The organism is Streptomyces sp. NPDC005492, from assembly GCF_040605995.1.
Lineage (GTDB): Bacteria > Actinomycetota > Actinomycetes > Streptomycetales > Streptomycetaceae > Streptomyces.
Genome location: NZ_JBEXDX010000035.1, coordinates 1 through 19495, shown reverse-complemented (window position 1 = coordinate 19495; position 19495 = coordinate 1). Strand labels below are relative to the sequence as shown.

At 69.7% G+C, this 19495-nt stretch carries 19 protein-coding genes and 2 pseudogenes; 13 read left to right on the top strand and 8 right to left on the bottom strand.

Annotated features, from left to right (window positions below; all coding sequences use genetic code 11):
- Nucleotides 1–17: 17 nt before the first annotated feature.
- Together ABZT04_RS33850 and ABZT04_RS33845 are read right to left on the bottom strand one after the other, a co-directional pair.
- Complete coding sequence (locus tag ABZT04_RS33850) at nucleotides 18–1493, bottom strand: amino acid permease (protein WP_356061035.1); 1476 nt, start codon at nucleotides 1491–1493, stop codon at nucleotides 18–20.
- Complete coding sequence (locus tag ABZT04_RS33845) at nucleotides 1493–2809, bottom strand: aspartate aminotransferase family protein (RefSeq protein WP_356061148.1); 1317 nt, start codon at nucleotides 2807–2809, stop codon at nucleotides 1493–1495. Before ABZT04_RS33845 ends, ABZT04_RS33850 begins: the two co-directional genes overlap by 1 nt.
- Nucleotides 2810–2927: 118 nt before the next feature.
- On the opposite strand from ABZT04_RS33845, the gene ABZT04_RS33840 reads away from it, so the two are divergent.
- The 4 genes from ABZT04_RS33840 to ABZT04_RS33825 all read left to right on the top strand — a co-directional run bounded on the left by ABZT04_RS33840 (nucleotide 2928) and on the right by ABZT04_RS33825 (nucleotide 5737).
- Entirely contained in the window at nucleotides 2928–3830 is a 903-nt protein-coding gene (locus ABZT04_RS33840; RefSeq protein ID WP_356061033.1) for a LysR family transcriptional regulator, read from the top strand.
- A gap of 254 nt (nucleotides 3831–4084) precedes the next feature.
- On the top strand, nucleotides 4085–4306 hold the full coding sequence (locus tag ABZT04_RS33835; RefSeq protein ID WP_355910528.1) for a hypothetical protein: 222 nt from the start codon (nucleotides 4085–4087) through the stop codon (nucleotides 4304–4306).
- Between the two features lie 78 nt (nucleotides 4307–4384).
- Entirely contained in the window at nucleotides 4385–4552 is a 168-nt protein-coding gene (locus ABZT04_RS33830; protein ID WP_356061031.1) for a hypothetical protein, read from the top strand.
- Between the two features lie 228 nt (nucleotides 4553–4780).
- Entirely contained in the window at nucleotides 4781–5737 is a 957-nt protein-coding gene (locus ABZT04_RS33825; protein WP_356061029.1) for an aminoglycoside phosphotransferase family protein, read from the top strand.
- Here ABZT04_RS33825 and ABZT04_RS33820 read toward each other — a convergent pair.
- The gene (locus ABZT04_RS33820; RefSeq protein WP_356061027.1) at nucleotides 5721–6245 is read right to left on the bottom strand and encodes a GtrA family protein; all 525 of its coding nucleotides are present in this window, start codon (nucleotides 6243–6245) and stop codon (nucleotides 5721–5723) included. The two genes, ABZT04_RS33825 and ABZT04_RS33820, sit on opposite strands and share 17 nt — an antisense overlap.
- A gap of 145 nt (nucleotides 6246–6390) precedes the next feature.
- The gene (locus ABZT04_RS33815; RefSeq protein ID WP_356061025.1) at nucleotides 6391–6873 is read right to left on the bottom strand and encodes a MarR family transcriptional regulator; all 483 of its coding nucleotides are present in this window, start codon (nucleotides 6871–6873) and stop codon (nucleotides 6391–6393) included.
- Between the two features lie 91 nt (nucleotides 6874–6964).
- Here ABZT04_RS33815 and ABZT04_RS33810 point away from each other — a divergent pair, with 91 nt between their 5' ends.
- Together ABZT04_RS33810 and ABZT04_RS33805 are read left to right on the top strand one after the other, a co-directional pair.
- On the top strand, nucleotides 6965–7330 hold the full coding sequence (locus ABZT04_RS33810; RefSeq protein WP_356061023.1) for an HGxxPAAW family protein: 366 nt from the start codon (nucleotides 6965–6967) through the stop codon (nucleotides 7328–7330).
- A 36-nt stretch (nucleotides 7331–7366) separates the two neighbouring features.
- Nucleotides 7367–8247: pseudogene (locus tag ABZT04_RS33805) on the top strand (DUF2797 domain-containing protein).
- A 33-nt stretch (nucleotides 8248–8280) separates the two neighbouring features.
- On the opposite strand, the gene ABZT04_RS33800 reads toward ABZT04_RS33805, so the two are convergent.
- On the bottom strand, nucleotides 8281–8415 hold the full coding sequence (locus tag ABZT04_RS33800) for a hypothetical protein (RefSeq protein WP_356061156.1): 135 nt from the start codon (nucleotides 8413–8415) through the stop codon (nucleotides 8281–8283).
- Here ABZT04_RS33800 and ABZT04_RS33795 point away from each other — a divergent pair.
- The 7 genes from ABZT04_RS33795 (at nucleotide 8365) to ABZT04_RS33765 (ending at nucleotide 17907) form a co-directional block, all read left to right on the top strand.
- Nucleotides 8365–9225: an amidohydrolase family protein gene (locus tag ABZT04_RS33795; RefSeq protein WP_356061146.1), complete on the top strand. Its 861-nt coding sequence runs from the start codon at nucleotides 8365–8367 to the stop codon at nucleotides 9223–9225. The two genes, ABZT04_RS33800 and ABZT04_RS33795, sit on opposite strands and share 51 nt — an antisense overlap.
- 174 nt (nucleotides 9226–9399) lie before the next feature.
- A complete protein-coding gene (locus ABZT04_RS33790; RefSeq protein WP_019054929.1) occupies nucleotides 9400–10140 on the top strand; it encodes a response regulator transcription factor in 741 nt (246 codons plus the stop codon).
- Entirely contained in the window at nucleotides 10137–11780 is a 1644-nt protein-coding gene (locus tag ABZT04_RS33785; protein ID WP_356061021.1) for a HAMP domain-containing sensor histidine kinase, read from the top strand. The genes ABZT04_RS33790 and ABZT04_RS33785 overlap by 4 nt, the downstream gene beginning before the upstream one ends.
- A gap of 13 nt (nucleotides 11781–11793) precedes the next feature.
- Nucleotides 11794–13311, top strand: a complete 1518-nt coding sequence (locus tag ABZT04_RS33780; RefSeq protein ID WP_356061019.1) for a bifunctional glycosyltransferase family 2/GtrA family protein — start codon at nucleotides 11794–11796, stop codon at nucleotides 13309–13311.
- Nucleotides 13308–15530, top strand: a complete 2223-nt coding sequence (locus ABZT04_RS33775; RefSeq protein ID WP_356061017.1) for a glycosyltransferase family 39 protein — start codon at nucleotides 13308–13310, stop codon at nucleotides 15528–15530. Before ABZT04_RS33780 ends, ABZT04_RS33775 begins: the two co-directional genes overlap by 4 nt.
- 98 nt (nucleotides 15531–15628) lie before the next feature.
- Nucleotides 15629–17113, top strand: a complete 1485-nt coding sequence (locus tag ABZT04_RS33770; protein WP_356061015.1) for an MFS transporter — start codon at nucleotides 15629–15631, stop codon at nucleotides 17111–17113.
- 35 nt (nucleotides 17114–17148) lie between these two features.
- Entirely contained in the window at nucleotides 17149–17907 is a 759-nt protein-coding gene (locus ABZT04_RS33765; RefSeq protein WP_356061013.1) for a TetR/AcrR family transcriptional regulator, read from the top strand.
- Between the two features lie 7 nt (nucleotides 17908–17914).
- On the opposite strand, the pseudogene ABZT04_RS33760 reads toward ABZT04_RS33765, so the two are convergent.
- The 3 genes and pseudogenes from ABZT04_RS33760 to ABZT04_RS33750 all read right to left on the bottom strand — a co-directional run.
- A pseudogene (locus ABZT04_RS33760) lies at nucleotides 17915–18019 on the bottom strand (PPOX class F420-dependent oxidoreductase); the annotation flags it as partial.
- 92 nt (nucleotides 18020–18111) lie between these two features.
- Nucleotides 18112–18582: a PPOX class F420-dependent oxidoreductase gene (locus ABZT04_RS33755; RefSeq protein ID WP_356061011.1), complete on the bottom strand. Its 471-nt coding sequence runs from the start codon at nucleotides 18580–18582 to the stop codon at nucleotides 18112–18114.
- A gap of 28 nt (nucleotides 18583–18610) precedes the next feature.
- Nucleotides 18611–19432, bottom strand: a complete 822-nt coding sequence (locus tag ABZT04_RS33750; RefSeq protein WP_356061009.1) for a YceI family protein — start codon at nucleotides 19430–19432, stop codon at nucleotides 18611–18613.
- Between the last annotated feature and the right edge of the window lie 63 nt (nucleotides 19433–19495).

Sequence of the window (19495 nt, the reverse complement as noted above, 5' to 3'; positions counted from 1 at the left end):
ATGAGTCGGGTGCCCGGTCAGTCGTTTCGTGTTCTGGGCGGTCCTGCGGTGCCTGCCTTGAGGCGGTGTCTGAGGACGAGGACCCACCAGAGGAAGCCGATGGCGAGCACGATCGTGACAGTCACCGCGTTCTGGTTGTTCTCCTCGGGGATGGTCAGGGCCGCGATGACCGCCAGGCACCAGAGCAGTGCGATTGCGACGACCGGGTTCAGCCAGCGGCCGAGGTCGAAGACGCCGTCGGTGGCGCGCGGGATGGTCTTCCGTTTCTCCGCGATGGCTGTCGCGATCATGGTGAGGGCGTAGGTCAGGTAGTAGGTGAGCCCGATCATCGCGTAGATCTTGCCGACCAGGCCGGAGTTGAGCAGGTTGAGTCCGATCGCCAGGACCGTCACGAGGATGATGGCGGGTACGGGGGCTTTGGTGCGCCTGCCCACTCGTTGGAGGCCCTTGGACGCGGGCAGCATGTTGTCGCGTGACAGCGCGAACGTCATCCGGGTGGCCACCGCCATGTTGGCGATGAGGCAGGCGAAGATCGACGCGAAAGCGACCACGATCATCAGGGCTCTGGCGAACGGTCCGACCTGTTCGGAGATCAGTTTCAGGACCGGGTTCTCGGAGCCGGTCAGGAAGGTCGCCGGACCGGTGGGCATGGCAAGGGCCAGGAGGGCGAACACCACGAAGCCGATAACGCCGGAGACCACCACGGAGCGGAACATGGCCCGGGGTGCCGCCTTGCGCGGATTGACGGTCTCCTCCGCGAGGTCCGCCGCGCCCTCCCAGCCGAGCAGGACGTAGACGGGCAGCAGGGCCCCCAGCGCGATGCTGCTCAGCGTGATCGGGTGTCCGTCCAGCGGGTGGGTGTCCGTGAGGATCTTCAGGCCCTGGGTGTGGTCGAAGAAGACCAGTACGCCGGCCGCCAGCACCACGACCAGGACGACCGTGCCGATCAACTCGACGGATGCGCCGATGTTGTTGACGCGGGTGGCGATCTTCACCCCGACGATGTTGAGCACCGCGACCACCAGCGTGCAGCCGATGGACAACGCCTGTATCTGATGGGTCGTCGGGTTGTCCCAGATCTCCGGAGCGAACACCGTGCCGAGGGCCGCCGCGGTTCCCGCGGTGCCGGCGAGGAACGAGATCAGGGCGATCCAGCCGGTGAACCAGCCGAAGTTCGGCCCCACCAGCCGGCTCGACCACTGGTAGGCGTAGCCGGTGATCGGCATGCGACCGGACAGGTGTGCGTAGACCGCGACGAGGGTGAGCACCATCGGGGTGACCAGCAGCCACAGCAGGACGGCGGCGCCGCCGATGCGGTTGAACGGGTCGGTGAACAGGGTGACGATCCCGGTGTTGATGGAGACCATCGAGAACGCCAGCGCGAAGGCGGTGAAGGAGCTCATCGACCGGTTGAGCTGCTGGCCGTAGCCGAGTGCCGCGAGGTCGTCGGAGTCTGACCGTGTCGCCTCGGGTGGTCTTTCGTCGGTGGCCATCAGGGTGCTTCCGTTCCGTTCTCGACGAGGGTCAGGACCTCGTCGAGGACATCGAGGGCGGTGCTCAGATGCTCGCGGCTGATGTCGAGCGGAGGCTTGATCTTGATCAGGTTGCCCAGGCAGCCGTACCGGCTCTCGCCGAGGATGACGCCGCGTTCCTGCGCCAGTTCGAACACCGCGTGCGCTTCGGTCCTCGCCGGCTCCTTGGTGACCCGGTCACGGACGAGCTCGATCGACACCATGAGGCCCGGGGACCGCACCTCACCGATGAGCGGGTGACGCTTCTGCATCTCCAGGAGGCGCTCGGTCGCGTACCTGCCGTGTTCGGCCGCCCGGGAACACAGGTCGTCGGCGATGATCGCCTTCACGGCGGCGAGCCCGGCGGCGATCGAGATCGGGAACTGACCGAAGGTGAGCTGGTCGTCGCCCGCGAGGAACTTGGCGAAGCGCTTCTTCGCCAGCACCCCGGCGAGCGGGAAGCCACCGCCGACGCCCTTGCCGAAGACCAGCACGTCGGGCTCGATGCCGTAGTAGTCGCTCGCCCACATCCGACCGGTGCGGCCCAGCCCCGTCTGCACCTCGTCGATGATGAGCATGATTCCGTACTCGTCGCAGATCTCGCGGATGCCCTGGTGCCAGCGCGCGGAGAACTCGTTGTGCCCGCCGTTGCCCTGGATGGGCTCGTAGATCAGGGCGGCGACGGGCCCCTCGGTGCCCTTGGTGAGGATGTCGCGGATCAGCCGGAGCGAGAGTTCGGTGTCCTGCCCGGTGCTCAGGCCCTGGCGCGGACGGTAGAGGTCCGGGCGCGGGAGGCGCAGGAACTGGGGCTGGAGGATCCCGAAGACGTTGCCGGGGTGCGGCCAGCTCGCCGCCATCGTGGTGAGGGAACGGCCGTGGTACGCGTCGTGCAGGACGGCGACGTGCCGGGCGTCGGGGCGGTTGCGCAGGGCGAGCTTCAGTGCCATCTCGACGGCCATGGAGCCGTGCAGGGTGAAGCCGACGCGGTCCAGGCCCTCCGGTGCGATCGACACCAGGAGCTCCGCCAGCTCCAGCAGCGCCGGGGTGTGGAAGGTGGGGCGCGCATGCGTGATCTGCCGGGTCTGCTCGATCGCCGCCTCGATGACCCGCGAGTCGTTCGCGCCGAGGTTGTTCGACCAGGCCTGCGCCGTACAGTCGATGTATTCCTTGCCGTTCTCGTCCCACACGAGGGAGCCGAGCGCCCTGACGAGGGTCAGCTTGTCCGGGTCGCCGCCCGCCGGCTCGTGGAGCAGGGCCTCCCGGCCCCGGGCGTGGGTCTCGGTCTGGTAAGTGAGCATGTCGGTCACGTTGTCTCCGCCTCGGGGATGTGAGCTGCGTCATGACGAGCTGCCTCATGCGGCAGCGTAGGAAGCGGCCCCGGCGGTTGTGAAAGACCGAATACCGTACACTTTATAGATGGCGTCTATTAATGTGGAGTTTCGGCACCTGCGGGCCTTTGTGGCCGTCGCGCAGACCATGAACTTCACCCGCGCCTCCGAGCAACTTCACATCGCCCAGCCGTCGTTGAGCCACACCATCCGCCAGCTCGAAGGCCACCTCGGTTTCCGCCTCTTCGCCCGCACCACCCGTGCGACGGCCCTCACGCCCGACGGCGAGCAGTTCCTCGCCGAGGCGAAGGCCGTCCTGGAGAGGTTCGACCTCGCGATGGAACGGTCCTCGCGCATCGCCGGCGGTGAACTCGGCCGGCTGCGGGTCGGCTACCTCATCGGTGCGGCCGTCGAGCAGGTACCGGCGATCCTGCGGGCGTTCGACGAGCGGTATCCCGAGGTCACCGTCGAGCTGACCGAGTACGACTTCGCCTCGCCGGGCGGTGGGCTGGACAGCGGGGAGACGGACGTGGCCCTGGTCCGGCCGCCACTGGAGGGCGTGGCGGACGCGGTCACCACCACTCTGCTCAGCGAGCGGTGCGTGGCGTGCGTGTCCGAGCGGCACCCGTTCGCGGCCCTGCCGAAGGTGACCGTGGCGCAGTTGCTGACGGAGCCCATCGTCGCGGCACCCGGCGACAACGTCTGGCGCGACTACTGGATCCTCGCGTCCCACCGCGAAACGCCGGCCCACGTCGCCCATGAGGCTGCCACTTTCGAGGCCGAGCTGCAGTCCGTGGCCATCGGTCGCGGGGTCTCCGTCGTTCCCGCGTCGATCGCGCGTCTCTACGCCCGCCCCGGCGTGCGGTTCGTGCCCATCGAAGGCATGGACGACTGCGAGGTCGCCGCCGTGCGCCGCCGGGACGCGCCCCGCGCCGCCGAGAACTTCGCGCGCGTCGCCCAGGAGACGGTCCTGGCCGCGGGAACCGGCTGACGAGGTGTTCACCACGGTTGGCGATGCCTTCGGAAGCGGGCGGAGCCCGCGTCACGCGCCGTCCGGACCTGCGGATCGGAAGGTCGCGGGTTCCGGTCCTGCCGAATGCGCGGTGATGTGAGACCCGGAGTGATCCGGAGCCGCTCGCGTTTCCGCAGGACAGGCCCCCTCGGCACGGTCCGCGACTAGGTTGTGATGAACAAGCGATGTGGACGGCCTCAGCGGGAGGCCCGTCAAGGCCCATACTGGAAGCAATGACAAAGCCAGCTGCACCGAAGCGCTATTTGCCCACCAGCCCCTTCAAAGCCCCGGCCGCGCCGTCCCCGAAGCACTTCGCGGTGGGCGACCAGGTCACACACGACATGTACGGCCTCGGCCGGGTCATCGGCATCGAGGACGGAATCGCGGTGCTCGTCGACTTCGGGTCGGTCCAGGAGCGCATCCTGAGTCCGTACGCCAAGATGAGCAAGCTGTAGGACCGCAGTGCCCGGTCACGGCACACCAGGTCCCAGCGGCCTGTATCGAACGGGAGACCTCTCATCGATCTGACCTCGTTGTTCTCCGCCCCGGAGGGGGCGTCCCGCCACCCCAACGCGGGCTCACCCCCTCCGGCGACGAACCCCTTCCAGGCCCCGGACTTCGGGGAGGACGACGCCCTGTCGCTCGACGACGGGCAGACATCCTTCACCGACCTGGACGAGACCTACCGCAGGGCGGGTTAGTCGGGGCGGGCCGGTCCGACCGGTGCGGTGACACCCCTCAACACCGATACAGACCCTCAACACCGATCGATACGGATCGACATCGATCGAGTCGCCATGGGCTCGGTTTTCCATGACCGCGTCCGGCGAAGCCCGTCAACGACGAGTGAGTTCGGCAGTCCTTCAACTGGTGTACGCCGAAGAGGCTTCCCGTTGCCGTCCCCGCCGCCGAACGGCTCTGCTTCGATCATGGCCGCCCACCGTCAACAGCACACCGCCGACTGGACCCGGTACTTCGTCGACCGCGGTCACGAGGCTGTCCGGCCGCTCGCCGCGGGGGTCGAGGGTGCCGTGTATCTGCTCGGTGACGGCACGGTCGCCAAGGTGTGGAGTGGGCGGCGGCCGGCCGGGGTGGGGCTCGTGCGGCAGGTCTACGAGGACATCGCCCGGCGGTCGGCGTCGTTGCCCTTCGCCACGCCGGAGATCCTCGCCGTGGAGGAGCACCAGGGTGTTCTGGTGACCTATGAACGCGAGCTGCGAGGGGTACCTCTGCGGGCCGACTCGGCGTTCGTGGCGCCGGAACGGGAGCTGCCCGCGACGGAGACCGACGGCCTGCTGACAGTGCTGCGCGGCCTGGCCGCCGTACCCGGCACCGAAGCCATGCGGCGCCTCACCGTGCAGGGTGACGACCGCCCCCTCTGGGAGGGGCACGCCCGCTTCCCCGACGCGCTCGCCGCCCTCGTCCTGCGTGCCGTCCGTCGGCACGGGGATCTGCTGGCCGCCCGGGTCCCCGACCTCGCGGCCGTCGTGGGTCGCACGACGGAGTCGCTGCTGGCGCTCCCCGACAACCAGGCCGTCACCGTCCTGCACGGCGACCTCGTACCGCCGAACATCCACGTCGACGACGCCGGTGCCCCTACGGCCGTACTCGACTTCGGGTTCTTCACCACCGCCGGCGACCCGGCCTTCGACGCTGCCGTGACGGCCGCCGTGTGGGACATGTACGGGCCGCACGCGGAGCGGCACACCGTCACCCTCACCCGTCTGTTCGCCGCGGAACTCCACCACTCACCGGACACGCTCGCCCTTTACCAGCGCGCGTACGCGCTGTCGACGTACGACCTGTTCTCCTCGAACGGCGGTGACGGCCACTTCCGTTGGTGCGTCGGGCTGTTGAGGCGTGGGTCCCTTATGCCGCCGCGCTGAACGCGGGCGTTGCCGTCGTCGGTCGTAGCGGGAGCGTGACCGCGGTCGACGGTGTGGTCGGCCGGGAGGTGCGGTCGGGGAAGACGAACAGGCGCAGGACCAGGAAGCGGCCTATGCCGGCCAGGGCCGAGGCGCTGAGGTAGGCGATCTGTTCGGTGAGCATGCCGGGTGAGGGCTGGACGGTGTGGAGGACGAGGATCGCCGCTGAGGTCGCCGCGTAGGCCGCCGTGGCCGAACCCGCCGACTGCCAGTGCTCGCGCCGGCCGGGGCGGCGGCCGGTGCCGAAGGTGAACAGGGCGTGCAGCTCGGTGCAGAGGATGGTCGAGGCGACCGTGATCAGCGCGTTCGCCGCGGCCCAGGGCATCAGCGCGGCCAGCAGCGGTACCGCGGCGCTGGAGAGGACCCCGACACCGCCGCCGCAGACCACGAACCTGACGAACGACGCGAACGGGCCGGGCGTGGCCGTCCCGGTCGCCGTTCCCTGCTTCGGCGAGAGCGGCGACTTCATGGGATTCCCCTTCGTACGGCGGCCGTTCGACCTGTGCCAGTCCTCTTGACCGGCTGAGGTCAACGATGCCGTCGTACGTCTCCGGGCACGATGAAGCGTTCTCCCGAACCGTTGGTGTAGCGGGCTGTACCAACGGGCGTCGGGTTTACCCCCGGTCCCGCGCGCGGAGTTCCTCGATGTACTCCTGCGCCAACGTCGTCGTCCGCGCGAACCAGTCGGCCAGTACGGCGATCTCCTCGGGGGAGTAGTCGGCGAACTGGGCGTTGAGGCGGTCGTAGTAGGGGCCGTAGAGGGCGACGACCCGGGTCACCGCGGCCGGTACCGCGGCCACGCGGACGCGGCGGCGGTCGGTCGGGTCGGGGACGCGGGTGATGAAACCGGCGCGTTCCAGGCGGTTGATGATGCCGGTCGCCGCACCCGTCGTGACGTGGGCGTGTTCGGCGAGGTCGCCCGCCGTGAGGAGGTTCTCGCCCGCCTTCAGGACGCAGGCGAAGCAGAGCAGATCGGTGACGTTCAGCCCCAGCCGCTCGGCCATTTCCTGCTGGCCGAGCTGGGCGGTGGCGATGAGGGAGTCCATCGCGTCCAGCGCCTGGGCCGGGGTGGCGGTGGGGCGAGGCTTGGCGTGCATCGTATTGCCTTAGCTTGTGAGAGGTTTATGCTCTAAACTTCTTAGGCGGTAAGTGATTGGTCTGTGGTGGATCGGCCGAGGAGGCTGGCACATGAGCGCACACCAGTATGACGAGGGACATACGGTCGCCGGGTGGACCGGATTCGGCATCGCGACCGTCGGGTCGGCCGTCGCCGGAGTGGGGGTGTGTACGGTCTCCGCCCCGCTGATCGGCGGCGGTCTTGGCATCGTCGTGGTGAGCCTCCTGGTCACCTGGGCGCTGCATCTCACCGGGTGGGGCAAACCGCCCGGGCGGCGGGACCGGGCGCAGTGGGGGATGCGGGTGCGGGATCCGCTGGCGCGCGCGGGGCATCCCGGGTGTGTCGGGTGCCGGCTGGCCGGGCGGGGGCGGGTGGCCGAGGAGCACGCGGTCGTGGTGCCCCGCGAGTCCGCCCAGGTCGGGGAGACCGTGGGCTGAGGCCGTTGTCAGTGGCGCCGTCTAGTCTCGTGAGCGATGGCACAGACGTGGAAGTGCTCGGGACTGCGGTGGGCGGCGGACGGTCCTGAGCTGAAGTGGGACGGCGGGCGCGGGAGTCCGTTGCCCCGGGGGAAGCGGGTGGCGTTCGCGGTCGCGGAAGGGGGCGGGCGGACATGTGTCGGAGCGCGGGGGCATCCCTGTCCGGTGCGGGCGGCCGTGCCGGAGCGGGGCACGGGCGCGCGGTGCGAGGAGTGCGGGCGGCTGGACCGGGCGCACTCGGTGGCCGCCGACACGATCGCCGACGACCCGCGGCCGTATCACGTATATCTGGCCTGGTTCGGGCCCGGTCTGCTCAAGGTCGGGATCACCGCCGAAGAGCGCGGCTCCGCGCGGCTGCTCGAGCAGGGTGCCGTCTGCTTCAGTTGGCTCGGCCTCGGCCCGCTGATGGCGGCCGCCGCTCGGAGGAGCTGCTGCGGGCCGCACTCCGGGTGCCGGACCGGATTCCCTACGCCGAGAAGCGCGCCGTACGGTCCGCGTTGCCGGACTCGGCGGCGGAGCGCGCGGCCGAGATCGCCGAACTGCACGCCCGCGCCCTCGCGTTGCGCGAATGGCCGGAGTCGCTGCACCGCGAGCCGTATCAACCCGTCGACCATGTGGACGTGTTCGGCCTCGCGGGACTGCCGGCCGCCGTGGGTGAGGTGAGCGGGCTGGTCGCGGGCGGTGAGGTGAGCGGGGAGGTGATCGCGGCCGCGGGACCGGATCTCCACCTCGCGACCGCGCGGGGCGTGCTGGTGCTCGATACACGGTTGATGACGGGGTGGGGGTTGATTCCCGCCGGGGGTGAGGGTGGTGAATTCACCGTGCCGGTGCGGGAGTTCAGGCGCGAGGTGCCCGGGGTGCAGGAGGGGTTGTTCTGACGCCGGGGCATGAGGGCCGGGAAACCGTGATGGTCAGGAGTGGGGTTCCGTATGGACGTTGAGCGTCATGAGCGTGATGGGCGTGATCAACGTGATGAACACGGCGAGGCCGCCGAAGTGCGTGCGTTCTGGCAGCGGCTCGGGCTGCCAGGGCTGGTCGACGTGCATACGCACTTCATGCCGGAGCAGGTGCTCAGGAAGGTCTGGCAGTACTTCGACGCGCTCGGGGCGGCGACCGGTGGGCTGCTCGAATGGCCGATCACGTATCGGGAGGAGGAGGCCGAACGGGTCGCGCGGGTCAGGGAGTTCGGAGTACGCGCTTTCACCGCCATGCTCTATCCGCACAAGCCCGGCATGGCCCAGTGGCTCAACAACTGGGCCGTGGACTTCGCCGCCCGCACTCCCGACTGTCTGCACACCTCGACTCTCTTTCCGGAGTCGGGAGTCGGGGAGTACGTCAGGGAAGCGCTGGACTCCGGCGCCCGGGTCTTCAAGGCGCATGTACAGGTGGGGGCGTACGACCCGGCCGACGAACTCCTCGACCCCGCCTGGGGGTTGCTCGCCGAGGCCGGTACACCGGTCGTGATCCACTGCGGCTCGGGGCCCGCGCCCGGCAAGCACACCGGGCCCGAGCCCATCGGCCGGGTGCTGGCCAGGCACCCGCGACTGAGGCTGGTCTTCGCGCACATGGGAATGCCGGAGTACGAGGACTTCCTGGATCTCGCCGAGCGGTACGGGGAGGTGCGGCTGGACACGACGATGGCGTTCACGGACTTCAGCGAACGCTTCGCGCCCTACCCGCCGCGTGCGCTCCCCCGGCTGGCCGCGCTCGGCGACCGCGTGCTGCTCGGCAGCGACTTCCCGAACATCCCGTATCCGTACGTCCACCAACTGCACGCCCTGGAGCGGCTGGACCTCGGCGACGACTGGCTGCGGGCGGTGTGCCATGACAACGGGGCTCGGCTGTTCGGGCTCTGAGGCGAGGGCCTGAGCCGAGGACATCGGCTGGGTGGAACGCACAGTTCCACCCCCGCCGGATGAGTACTGGGCAAGCGGTTCCAAGGCGTGGCCTGAGAGGCGGCTGTGAGTTTCTCAGGAAAATCACAGACTCTAGAAAGCGTGCTCTTAGAGGACCCCGACATGGTGTCCACTATGACCACGACCTCGCCCCAGGGGCGCACCGAACTGCTGAGGCCGGACGGGAGCCCCGTCCGAGTGCTTGTGGTGGACGACGAGCTGTCGATCACCGAGCTGCTGTCCATGGCCCTCCGTTATGAGGGCTGGCAGATCCGTAGCGCGGGTGACGGAACCGGCGCGATCCAGACCGCGCGCGAGTTCCGGCCCGACGCCGTCGTCCTCGACATGATGCTGCCGGACATGGACGGCCTGACTGTCCTCGGCCGTATGCGCCGGGAGCTGCCGGACGTTCCGGTGCTGTTCCTGACGGCCAAGGACGCCGTCGAGGACCGTATCGCCGGGCTCACCGCCGGCGGCGACGACTACGTCACCAAGCCGTTCAGCCTCGAAGAGGTCGTGGCCCGGCTGCGCGGGCTGATCCGCCGCTCCGGTGCCGCCGACCGTCGTTCGGACTCCGTGCTGGTCGTCGGTGACCTCACCCTCGACGAGGACAGCCACGAGGTGTCGCGGGCCGGGGAGGGCATCCACCTCACCGCCACCGAGTTTGAGCTGTTGCGCTTCCTCATGCGTAATCCCCGGCGTGTACTCAGCAAAGCGCAGATCCTCGACCGCGTGTGGTCGTACGACTTCGGCGGGCAGGCCAATGTGGTCGAGCTCTACATCTCGTACCTGCGACGGAAGATCGACGCCGGACGTGAGCCGATGATCCACACGCGGCGCGGCGCCGGTTACCTGATCAAGCCCGCGGCCTCATGAGCGGGCGACGACGGCCGCATGCGCAGAAGAGGCGAGCGGGTAAGCCGCGTACCCTGCGGACCCGGCTCGTCGTCGCGTCGGTGACGCTGATCGCGGTGGTGTGTGCGGTGATCGGTACGGTGACGACGGTGGCACTGCGGTCGCATTTGTACGATCAGCTCGGTGACAAGCTGAGCGAGGTCTCGATCCGTGCCTCGGGCGGCTTCGGACAGCCGCCCGAGGGACAGACGCAAGGCTCCTCCAACCCACCCAGTGAGAAGGAGCAGCAACCGAAGGGCAAAGCGGTCAACCTCGTCGACTTCGTCAGCCGGGGGCCGCAGCCGGAGGGCACGGTCGCCGCGAGCGTCAAGAAGGGTTCCATCACCGACGGCAAGGTCGGTCAGAAGTCGACCAACAGCAACACCGGCGTCTCCGGCATGAGCGGCAAGCCGCTCACCGCCGCCCAGAAGGAGGCGCTCAACGAGGTCGCGCAGGACGGCAAGACGCACTCCGCCGACCTTCCCGGGCTGGGCAGTTACCTCGTCAAGTACGTCACCGGTCCGAACGGCAACTACTACGTCGCCATCCCCACCGGGGACACCGACAACACCGTCACCACCCTCATCCTCGTCGAACTCAGCGTCACCGCCGCCGGCCTGGTCGCCGCCGGTATCGCCGGGTACGTCCTGGTCGGTGTGGCCACCCGCCCCCTGCGCCGCGTAGCCGCCACCGCCACCCGCGTCTCCGAACTCCCCCTCCACACCGGCGAAGTCACCCTGAACGAACGCGTAGCCGAGTCCGAGACCGACCCGCACACCGAGGTCGGCCAGGTCGGTGCCGCGCTCAACCGGATGCTCGACCATGTGCACGGCGCCCTGCACGCCAGACAGCAGAGCGAGATGCGGGTACGGCAGTTCGTCGCGGACGCCAGCCATGAGCTGCGGACGCCGCTCGCCTCCATCCGTGGATACGCCGAGCTGACCCGTCGCGGACGCGAACAGACCGGGCCCGACACCAAGCACGCGCTCGGACGGATCGAGTCCGAGGCCGGGCGGATGACCCTGCTCGTCGAGGATCTCCTCCTCCTCGCCCGGCTGGACGCGGGCAGACCGCTCCAGTTCGACCAGACCGACCTCATCCCGCTCGTCGTGGACACCATCAGCGACTCGCGCGCGGCCGGCATGGACCACAACTGGCGCCTCGACCTGCCCGACGAACCGGCCCTCGTGTCGGCGGACGCGGCCCGTATCCAGCAGGTCCTCGTGAACCTGCTGGGCAACGCCCGCAAGCACACGCCACCCGGCACCACGATCACCGCCCGCGTCCAGCGGCGCGGACCGTGGATGTGTGTGGACGTCGAGGACAACGGCCAGGGCATCCCGCCCGATCTGCTGCCGCATGTCTTCGAACGGTTCGCGCGCGGCGACTCGGCGCGTTCCCGCTCGACGGGTTCGACCGGTCTTGGCCTCGCCATCGTGCAGGCGGTCGCGACCGCGCACGGCGGTGCCGTCACCGTGGACAGTGTTCCCGGACGCACGGTGTTCACCGTGCATCTGCCCGCGCTCGCACCGGCTGTGCCCACGCCCGCGGCCGAAACGAATTGGCAATCGCACTCACAGGCACACCACAGTGCCACCACATGGGTGCAACAGGGCGCTTGAGGAGATTTGGTTCATGCGAACCGACTCTTCTCCCGGCACCCTGCCGGCGCGGGAGCACCTCCCGGCCGGAGACGCCGGTACGCCTGTCCTGGACGTAGTGATCCCCGTCTACAACGAGGAGAAGGACCTCCAGCCATGTGTGCTCAGACTGCACGAGCACCTCAAGCGCACGTTCCCGTACGCGTTCCGCATCACCATCGCGGACAACGCGTCGGTCGACACCACTCCTCAGGTGGCGGCGCGGCTGGAGTCGGAGATCCCCGAGGTGAAGTCGTTCCGGCTGGAGCAGAAGGGGCGCGGTCGAGCACTGCGCACCGTCTGGTCCGCCTCGGACGCCCCGATCCTCGCCTACATGGACGTCGACCTCTCCACCGACCTCAACGCGCTGCTCCCCCTGGTGGCGCCGCTGATCTCCGGTCACTCCGACCTGGCGATCGGTTCCCGGCTGGCCCGCTCGTCGCGTGTCGTGCGTGGCGCCAAGCGCGAGTTCATCAGCCGGACCTACAACCTGATCCTGCGCGGCTCGCTCCAGGCCCGCTTCTCGGACGCCCAGTGCGGATTCAAGGCGATCCGGCGTGATGTGGCCCAGGCGCTGCTGCCGCTCGTCGAGGACACCGGCTGGTTCTTCGACACCGAGATGCTGGTGCTGGCCGAGCGGGCCGGACTGCGCATCCACGAGGTGCCGGTCGACTGGGTCGACGACCCGAACTCGACCGTCCACATCGTCAAGACGGCGACCGAGGACCTGAAGGGAGTGTGGCGCGTGGGCAAGGCCTTGGCCTCCGGTTCGCTGCCGCTCGACCGTGTCACGCGACCCTTCGGCGACGACCCCCGCGACCGCGACATCCAGGACGTGCCCAAGGGGCTGGCCCGCCAGCTCGTCGGGTTCTGCGTGGTCGGCGGTCTCTCCACCCTCTTCTACCTGGTGCTCTACAGCGCCTTCCGGCAGTTCTCCGGCTCGCAGATCGCCAACGCGCTCGCGCTGCTGGTCTCGGCGATCGCCAACACGGCCGCCAACCGCCGGCTGACCTTCGGGGTCCGCGGCCGGGGCGGCGCCGTCCGCCACCAGGCACAGGGCCTGGTCGTCTACGGCATCGGCCTCGCGCTCACCGCCGGTTCGCTCGCCGCCCTCAACGCGGCCAGCAGCAACCCGGGGCACTCCACCGAGCTGGCGGTCCTGGTGGTCGCCAACCTCGCGGCGACCGTGCTGCGCTTCCTGCTGCTGCGCGCCTGGGTCTTCCCGGACCGCGGCGACAGCGAGCAGGAGCTGACGGTCGTAGCCCTCAACACCCCTGCGTCGCCCACCTATTCGACGGCGACGCCTCAGCACGCACAGCACAACGGTTCGTACGACCCGCTGCCCCAGCGGCAGCCGCAGCCCCAGCCCCAGCAGGGGACGTACGACACCACCACGTACGACAGCACGACCCAGTTCCGCGCCGGTGAAGCCGCGGACGGCACCTGGAGGGACGCGACGATGCAGTTGCAGCCGGTGCGTCCCCACGACACCGACCCGAGGGACCCCCGATGAGCACCGACACCGATCAGACGACCTATCCGGGAGGAGGCGGCCCCTCGTCCTGGGGGGCGCCGGCCGGTGACACCGGAGACAGAGACACGGCTGTCCACGAGCCGGTCGCGTCCTCGGAGATCCTGGCCCCCCAGGCCGGTGAGCCCAAGCAGCCGCTCGGGCGCCGTCTGTGGCGCGGCCGGCCCGAGGACCCGCGCTGGGTGCGCCCCGCGTTCTGGGGGATGCTGCTGGCGACGGCGCTCCTCTACCTCTACAACCTGAGCGCGTCCGGCTACTCCAACTCCTTCTACTCGGCGGCGGTTCAGGCCGGCAGCAAGAGCTGGAAGGCGTTCCTGTTCGGCTCGCTGGACGCGGGCAACGCGATCACCGTCGACAAGCCCTCGGCGTTCCTGTGGCCGATGGAGATCTCGGTCCGTATCTTCGGCCTCAACTCGTGGGCGATCCTGGTCCCCGAGGTCCTGATGGGCGTCGGCACGGTCGCGGTCGTCTACGCGGCGGTACGGCGCCGGTACAGCCCGCAGTCCGGTCTGATCGCGGGCGCCGTGCTGGCGCTCACCCCGGTCGCCGCGCTGATGTTCCGCTTCAACAACCCTGACGCCGCACTGGCGTTGCTGATGGCGGTCGCCTGCTACCTCGTCGTCCGGGCCCTGGAGGACGGCCGTACGAAGTGGCTGGTGTGGGCCGGTGCCGCGATCGGTTTCGCGTTCCTCGCGAAGACCCTTCAGGCCTTCCTGATCCTGCCGCCGCTGGCCATCGTCTACGCGGTCTGCGCGCCGGTGAGCGTGAAGAAGAGGTTCGCCCAACTGGGCCTGGCGACGGCCGCGTTGGTCGCCGCCGGTGGCTGGTGGGTGGCGATCGTCGAGCTGTGGCCGGCGTCCTCACGCCCGTACATCGGCGGTTCGCAGAACAACAGCTTCCTTGAACTGACCTTCGGCTACAACGGGTTCGGCCGCCTCAGCGGCGACGAGACCGGCAGCGTCGGCGGCGGAGGCGGCGGCACGGGCACCGGCATGTGGGGTGCCACCGGCTGGAACCGGATGTTCAATGACGAGATCGGCAGCCAGATCTCCTGGCTGCTGCCTGCCGCGCTGATCCTCCTCGTCGCGGGCCTGGTGGCCACGCGCAAGCTGGGCCGCACCTCGGTCAGGCGTAGTTCGCTGCTGGTGTGGGGCGGCTCGCTGGTGACGACCCTGGTCGTCTTCAGCTATATGGCCGGCATCTTCCACCAGTACTACACGATCGCGCTGGCCCCCTACCTGGCGGCCGTGATCGGCATCGGCGCCGGCTCCCTGTGGGAACGACGCGGCGAGATCTGGGCGTCGATCACCCTCGCCGCAGCGGTAGTCGCCGCCGGCGTCTGGGGTTACGTCCTCCTCAACCGCACCCCCGACTACCTGCCCTGGCTGAAGTGGCTCGTGCTCCTCGGCTCGCTGGCCGGTGCGCTCGGCCTGATCTTCGTGGCGAAGATCGGCCGCCAACTCGCCCTCGCGGCGGTCGGCTTGAGCATCGTGGCGGGTCTGGCCGGTCCGGCGGCGTACACGATGTCGACGGTCAACTCGGCGCACACCGGCTCCATCCCGACGGCCGGTCCGGCCGGCGCGAGCATGATGGGCGGCGGCGGTCCGGGCGGTGGCCGTGGCGGCTTCGGCGGCGGCAACCGCACCGGTGGCACCGGCACGATGCCCGGCGGCGGCACCACCCAGAACCAGGGCGGCGGCTTCCCGGGCGGCGGCACCATGCCCGGCGGCGGCACGGGCACCGCGCCCGGTGGCGGCGGCACGACCCAGAACCAGGGCGGCGGCTTCGGCGGCGGCCAGATGGGCGACGGCGGCGGCATGGGCGGCGGTGTGGGCGGCCTGCTCAACGGCGCGACCGTGACCTCCGCGGCCAAGAAGCTGCTGTCGACGGACGCGAGCAAGTACACCTGGGTCGCCGCGTCCATCGGCTCCCAGAACGCCGCGAGCTACCAACTCGCCACCGGTGACCCGGTGATGGCGATCGGCGGCTTCAACGGCACCGACCCGTCGCCGACGCTGGCCCAGTTCCAGAAGTACGTGGCGGACGGAAAGATCCACTACTTCATCTCGGGCGGCACCGGCATGGGCGGCAGCAGCACCGGCAGCTCCTCGCAGATCACCTCGTGGGTCGAGAAGAACTACAAGAAGGTGACGGTCGGTTCGGCCACCTTCTACGACCTGACGCAGAAGACGAGCAGCTGACGGTCGGATTGACCTGAGAGGGGCGGTGACCACACGGTCACCGCCCTTCTTCGTATCTCCGTTGTACACCGTAAAGGAACTGTTCTACGGTGTACAACATGCCAACCGTGCCGACCTCCCCAGCCCTCCAGGCCCACTCCCAGCGCTGGATCGTCCTCGGAGTCATCTGCCTGGCGCAGCTCACCGTGCTGCTCGACAACACCGTCCTGAACGTCGCCATCCCCTCGCTCACCCGCGAGCTGGGCGCGGGCACCGCGGACATCCAGTGGATGATCAACGCGTACTCGCTCGTCCAGTCCGGACTGCTGCTCACCGCGGGCAGCGCCGCCGACCGCTACGGCCGCAAGAAGATGCTGATCGCGGGCCTCGTGCTGTTCGGCGTGGGGTCGCTGGTCGCCGGACTCGCCCAGTCCACCGGGCAGTTGATCGCCGCGCGTGCCGGCATGGGGGTGGGCGGGGCGCTGCTCATCACCACCACGCTCGCCGTCGTGATGCAGATCTTCACCCCCGAGGAACAGCCGAGAGCGATCGGCATCTGGGCCGCCGTCAACGCGCTCGGCTTCGCCACCGGCCCGCTCCTCGGCGGCTTCATGCTGAACCACTTCTGGTGGGGCGCGATCTTCCTCATCAACCTGCCGGTCGCCGCGCTGGCCCTGGTCGCGGCGGTGGCCCTGGTCCCGGAGTCGAAAAACCCGCGCGGCGACCGCCCCGACCTCCTCGGCGCCCTGCTCTCGACCATCGGCATGGCCGCGCTGGTCTACGCGATCATCTCCGGCCCCGCCCACGGCTGGACCTCGGAGCGGGTCCTGCTCACCGGCGCGGTGGCGGTCCTCGTACTGGCCGCCTTCGCGTACTGGGAGAGCCGTATCCCGTACCCCATGCTGGACCTGGACTTCTTCCGCGACCGCAGGTTCACCGGCGCGGTCACCGGGGTCGTCCTGATCACCTTCGGCATGGCCGGCTCCCTCTTCCTGCTCACCCAGCACCTCCAATTCGTCCTCGGCTACGGCCCGTTGGAGGCCGGCGTCCGGACGGCACCGCTCGCCCTGGCGATCGTGGCGCTCAACTTCTCGGGCCTGGCGGCCAAGTGGACGGCGAAGCTCGGGGCGCCGGTGGCGATCGCCCTGGGCATGGTGCTGATGTCGGCGGGGCTGGCCTCGATCGCGGTGATCGCCTCCGGCGGCTATGCGGGCACGCTGCTGGGCCTGTTGCTGATCGGGGCGGGGGCCGCGCTGGCCAATCCGGCGATGGCTCACGCGATCATGAGTGCGATTCCGCCGGAGAAGGCGGGGATCGGCGCGGGGGTCAACGGCACGTTGGGCGAGTTCGGGAACGGGCTGGGGGTCGCCGTACTCGGCGCGGTACTGAGTTCCCGGTTCGCGGCGGTGTCCTTGCCCGCGGGCCTGGCGGCGGCGACTTCCGCGGCTGACCGGAAGGAGGTGACCGACTCCTTCTCGGCGGGCCTGGAGGTCAGCCAGTTGGTGGGTGCCGTCGCTGTCTTGGCCGGGGGCTTGCTCGCGGCCGCGTTGCTGTGGCGGGCTGAGCGGGCAGACTCGGAGATGGTGGTCGGCAACCCTGCGTAAGGTGGCCGGGTTGGAATGCTGAGGAAGGTGCGCCCATGGTGAAGGCAGCCGGCAACGCGCGTACCAGCGTGTGGCTGGAGACCAGGACGCGGCGCGGCGGTCGTGGCGGAGGACAGCCCTCCGGGCTCGACCGCACCCGCATCACCGACGCCACCGTACGACTGCTCGACGCCGAGGGGCTCGCGAGGTTCTCCATGCGGCGGCTGGCCACCGAGCTCAAGGTGACCGCGATGTCCGTCTACTGGTACGTCGACACCAAGGACGACCTCCTCGAACTCGCCCTGGACGCCGTCTTCGGCGAGCTGCGGCTGCCCGACCCGGAGGCCGAGGGCGAGGACTGGCGCGAGCAACTGCGCATGCTGGCCACGGAGTACCGGGCGCTGCTGGTCCGGCACCCGTGGCTGTCGCCGCTGGCCGGCACGTTCCTCAACATCGGCCCGAACTCGCTCGCGTTCTCCCGTGTCGTCCAGCGCGTCATCCGCCGCACCGGGCTGCCGGCCCACGGCCTGACGGGGGCGATCTCGGCCGTCTTCCAGTTCGTGTACGGCTACGGCACGATCGAGGGCCACTTCTTCGCCCGCGTCGCCGACACGGGCATGACCCCCGACGACTACTTCCGAGACGCCATGACCACGGTGAACGAGTCCCCGGCGACGGCCGACGTCATCGAGGAGTCCAGGGCACTCATGGCGGCCCGGGGCGGCGACACGGTCGCGGAGATGATGGACCGCGACTTCATCTTCGCCCTGGACCTGCTGGTGGCGGGCATCGAGGCGATGGTGAAACGAGGCTGAGAACGCCTCAGTTGTCGGCCAGCCGCGCCGGGAAGCCCCCAGTGGCGACCGGGCCCCACCGCTCGGGTGTGATCCGGATGATCGACTTGCCCTGCTTCAGCATGGCCGCGCGGACCCCTCTTGTCCGCGTCTCTCGCACTGCTTCGCAGGCTTCGAGGCGCTGCGCCGGACTCCGTCCGTCGGGTGGTGGTGGGCCGTGGTTGTCTACTCGTCCGAGGCGAGCCGCGCGGGGAAGCCCCCGGTGGCGACCGGGCCCCACCGCTCCGGCGTGATCCGGATGATCGACTTGCCCTGCTTCAGCATGGCCGCGCGGTACTCGTCCCAGTCCGGGTGCTCGCCGGCGATGTTGCGGTAGTACTCGACCAGCGGTTCCACCGACTCCGGCGGGTCGATGACCTCCGCCGTGCCGTCGATCTGGACCCACGGGCCGTTCCACTCGTCGCTCATGACGAGGATGCTGACCCGCGGATCCCGCTTGGCGTTGCGGGTCTTGGCGCGCTCGGGGTAGGTGGAGACCACGATCCGCCCGGAGTCGTCGACCCCGCAGGTCAGCGGCGAGGCCTGGGGTCCGCCGTCTCCCCGCCGGGTCAGCAGCAGGGCGCGGTGACGGGGCCGTACGAAGTCGAGCAACTCGTCCAGGGAAACGGTGGTGTTGGTCGCGATGTTCGGTGCCATGCGTCCAGCCTAGGCGCACCGCGGCCGCTTACCCCTGAGGCAGCGTCTCGCCCTGGACCGCCTGGATGTCCAGCTCGACCTTGAGGGTCGTGCCGATCGCGGCGATGCCCGCCTGGACGACCTGGTTGTAGTTCATGGCGAAGTCCTCGCGGTGGAGTTCCGTGGTCGCCCGGAACGCCGCTCGCGTACCGCCCCAGGGATCGGCGCCGGTGCCGAGGTAGGCGAGGTCGAGGTCGACGGGCCGTAGGACACCCCGGAGGGTCAGTTCACCGTGGACCGTCCAGCGGTCGGAGCCCGCTGCCGTCAGGCCCGTCGAGGAGTAGGTGATCTCCGGGCAGCGGGCCACGTCCAGGAAGTCCGCCGAGCGCAGGTGCTCGTCGCGCATGCCGTTGCCGGTGTCGATGGACGCGGCCCGGATGACCGCCTCCACCCGGGACTTGGCGATGTCGTCGGGCGCGATCTCGACCGTCGCGGCGAAGTCGGTGAACCGGCCGCGCACGCTGGAGATGCCCAGATGCTGGGCGACGGCGCCGACCGTGGAGTGCGCCGGGTCTACGGTCCAGGGGCCGGGCGGCGGCAGTTCGGTGCCGCCCTGCCGGGCCAGCGTGACCGTGCCGACCTCGGCCCGGCCGCTCGCGGTGACGATCGCCGTGGCGGCGGCGGGCGCGTACCCGACGGCGGTCACGATCACCGTGTACGGCCCGGGCGCCAGCGGGTTCACGTCCCGTACGGTCCCCTCCGCGTCGGCCTCGGCCCGCAGCACCTGCGCCCCGGTCATGTCGGTCACCGTGACGACCGCGTGCGACACGGCCCATCCGTCGCGGGTACGGATCTTCGCGGTCAGTCCCATGTCTCTTGTAACTCCTCGCCGTACAAAGGGAACCGGCCCGTGGAGCGTGCCTCCGCTCGGGAC